3 protein-coding genes are annotated in these 3,370 nt (G+C 62.0%); 2 read left to right on the forward strand and 1 reads right to left on the reverse strand.

Going from position 1 to position 3,370, the window contains the following annotated elements; translation table 11 throughout:
- A partial coding sequence (locus AADA04_RS14950) for a GMC oxidoreductase (protein ID WP_340694081.1) occupies positions 1-876 on the forward strand: 876 nt, incomplete at its 5' end.
- 166 nt (positions 877-1,042) lie between these two features.
- Positions 1,043-2,719: a M20/M25/M40 family metallo-hydrolase gene (locus tag AADA04_RS14955; RefSeq protein ID WP_340694082.1), complete on the forward strand. Its 1,677-nt coding sequence runs from the start codon at positions 1,043-1,045 to the stop codon at positions 2,717-2,719.
- Between the two features lie 51 nt (positions 2,720-2,770).
- Here the strand turns inward: AADA04_RS14955 and AADA04_RS14960 are convergent.
- The coding region (locus AADA04_RS14960) for a 16S rRNA pseudouridine(516) synthase (RefSeq protein ID WP_340694083.1) at positions 2,771-3,370 on the reverse strand (600 nt) is incomplete at its 5' end.

Below are 3,370 nucleotides of genomic sequence, written 5' to 3' on the forward strand. Positions count from 1 at the left end.
GTCCTGCGCGATGCCGGCATCGCGCCTGTCCACCCGCTCGCGGGCGTCGGGCAGAATCTGCAGGATCATCTCGAAGTCTATTTCCAGTTCCATTGCAAACAGCCGGTCAGCCTGAACACCAAACTCGGCTGGTTCAGCAAGCTGCTGATCGGGGCGCGCTGGGTGCTTTTCAAGACCGGCCTGGGCGCCACCAACCATTTCGAATCCTGCGCCTTCATCCGGTCGGACGCCGGGCGCAAGTCGCCGGACATCCAGTATCACTTCCTCCCGGCGGCCATGCGGTATGACGGCACCGCGTCAATCAAGGGCCACGGGTTCCAGGTCCATGTCGGGCCCAACAAGCCGAAAAGCCGGGGCAGCGTCACGATCACTTCGGCCGATCCGTCTACGGCGCCGCATATCCTCTTCAACTATTTACAGCATCAGGACGATATTGCGGTCTGGCGAAAATGCATCCGCCTCACGCGGGAAATCATCGCCCAGCCGGCCATGGACACCTTTCGTGGCGATGAAATCCAGCCCGGCACGGATATCGCGTCTGACACGGACATCGACACTTGGGTGCGCGAGAATGTCGAGAGCGCCTACCACCCTTGCGGGACATGCCGGATGGGACAGGCCGGTGACACCGGCGCTGTCGTCGATACCGATTGCCGTGTCATCGGACTGGACGGACTGCGCGTCGTCGATGCATCGATTTTTCCGACAGTCCCCTATGGCAATATCAATGCGCCAACCATCATGGTCGCCGAGAAGGCTGCAGACATCCTCCTGGGCCGGCCCGCTTTGCCGCCATCGCGCGCACCGTCCTGGATTTCGGACCATTGGGAAACGCATCAGCGCGAGAATATGCCGAAAAGGCAAATCACGGCCTGAATGTCCCCGGGCCTTCAGCGTTGAAGCTGGCGCGGCAGAATGGAACGCTCTGTTCGTCCCTGGAGACGAACGTCACCGCCCACTCAAACAAGAGTTGGTAATTGTCGAAATAAAGTTACAACCGGGTCTCCGTTTCGCGGCGACAGGCAGAATAGGGTAAGGGAACATGATCAAGGCAATATTGGCATCGGTGAGCGCAAGCATGGTTTTGATGGCCTGCACACATGCCCCGAATATCGCGGGCGATGCGTCCCCCATCAATACAGTGAACATGTCCGAAACCGCCAAGACCCTGGCGTCTGATGAATTCCTGGGGCGCGCTCCCGGAACCGAGGGCGAGACACTGACGGTTGATTACCTGATCAAGCGCTTCACCGAACTCGGCCTCGAACCCGGTGGGCGCGATGGCGCGTGGACCGACCCCGTGACCCTCAACCATTCCGTCATTACCGAAGCGCGCACGCTGAGCGTAAGTCAGGACGGCGCCGCTATCGACATGGTGCAGGGGCGCGATATTGAAATCAGTTCCGCCAACCCGCGCGATATCATCAGGATTGAAGACGCTCCGGTCGTGTTCGTCGGCTTCGGCGTCAGCGCGCCGGAACGGGAATGGGACGATTTCGGGACCATCGATCTCAAGGGAAAAGTCGCACTGTTCCTGGTCAATGACCCGGATTTTGGCGTCACGGACGATCACCCCGTCAGCAATGTGTTCGGTGGCCGCCGGATGACGTATTATGGCCGCTGGGCGTACAAGTTCGAGGAGGCTGCCCGCCGCGGCGCCGTTGCTGCTCTTGTTGTCCATGAAACGAAGGCAGCCGGCTATGGCTGGAATGTCGCCGCATCATCGCCCGGTGAAAATTATGCCGTGGCCGGCAAGGGCTCCGCGAAAGCGTCGGTCGACCTTCAGGGTTGGTTACACGAAGACATGGCCAGGCAATGGGTCGAACGGGCCGGCTATGATCTCGGCGCCCTGCGAACGGCTGCGCGGCAACGTGATTTCACGGCCTTCACTTTGGGCGATCTTCGCTTCAACGCAGACCTCGCGCTGACAGTCGAGACCGTCGAAAGCCAGAATGTCCTGGGCAAGATCACAGGCGCAACCCGTCCGGATGAGACCATCATGCTGTCAGGCCATTGGGATGCCTATGGCGTCGGCGAGCCCGATGAACGGGGACGGGTCGTCAGGCCGGGCGCGAATGATGACGCATTGGGGTTGGCCGGGATCATGGAAATCGCCCGCAACCTGAAGGCTGCCCCCCCGCTGGAACGCACCGTCGTGTTTGCGGCCTGGACGGCGGAGGAGAGCGGTTTGCTTGGCTCCGAAGCCTATGCCCAGGATCCGATCTATCCGCTCGAAACAACCGTCGCCAATTTCACCCTGGACATCCTGCAAACAGCGGGGCCCGCCCGTGATGTGATCCAGGTCGGAGAAGGGCAAAGCGATCTGGAAGAGTTGATGGCGATGACCGCCGCGGCGCAAGGCCGGGTCATCTCGCCGGAAGGGCTGCCCGAAAACGGATTGTTCTTCCGCGCCGACCATTTCTCGCTCGCCCGGCGCGGCGTTCCGGTCCTTCTGATCATGGGAATAGCGGGCGGCTCTGACCTCGAAGTCGGTGGACGTGAAGCGGGAGACGCATGGGTCAAAGACTATATCGACAACCGCTATCACAATCAGAACGACGTCTGGGATGCCGAATGGGACCTGCGTGGCGCCGCGCAGGATGTCGAGCTATTCTTGGACATGACGCGGGAACTGGGCAATTCGACGGCATGGCCGGAACTGAAGCCAACCTCCGAATTCAAAGGCTTGAGGGACGCAAGCGCGGCATCACGCAAGTAAAGGCCCGTTAGCGTCAAAGCCGCTCGGTGAAACGCCAGCCAGACTCGAAACTCACTGCAAGCTGGCGACCTCATCTGCGCCCAACACCCGCCATTCGCCCTCAGCCAGCCCGTCCAGCGTCAGCGGGCCGAACTGGACGCGGTGCAGCGCTTCGACATGGTTGCCGACCGCGGCGAACATGCGGCGCACCTGATGGTAGCGGCCTTCGGTGAGGGTGACGCGCGCGGTGCGCTCGCCCGTCACCTCCAGCTTCGCAGGCTTCAGCGGCTTGTCCTCGCCGCGCAGCACCAGCGTGCCACTGGCGAAGGCTTCGCCCTCATGGCCTTCCAGCGGACGGGCGAGGACGGCCTCATAGACCTTCTCCGTTTCCGACCGGGGAGAGATCAGCCTGTGCAGCAATTGCCCGGCATCGGTGAACAGCAACAGGCCCGTCGTCGGCGCGTCGAGCCGGCCAACCGTCGACAGCGCCGGCGTACGCGCGAGGAAGCGCGGCGGCAGGAGTTCGTAGACGAGCTGTCCACCATCGGCGCGCGAGCAGGTATAGCCCGCCGGCTTGTTCATGATGACCACCATGCCGGGTGGCGGGTCGAGCGGTTCGCCGTCGAAAGTGACGTTTTCGAACGGACTGACCACACCCTTGCCACCCCCTTC

Origin of the sequence: Hyphomonas sp., from assembly GCF_037969335.1 — a bacterium.
Taxonomy (GTDB): domain Bacteria; phylum Pseudomonadota; class Alphaproteobacteria; order Caulobacterales; family Hyphomonadaceae; genus Hyphomonas.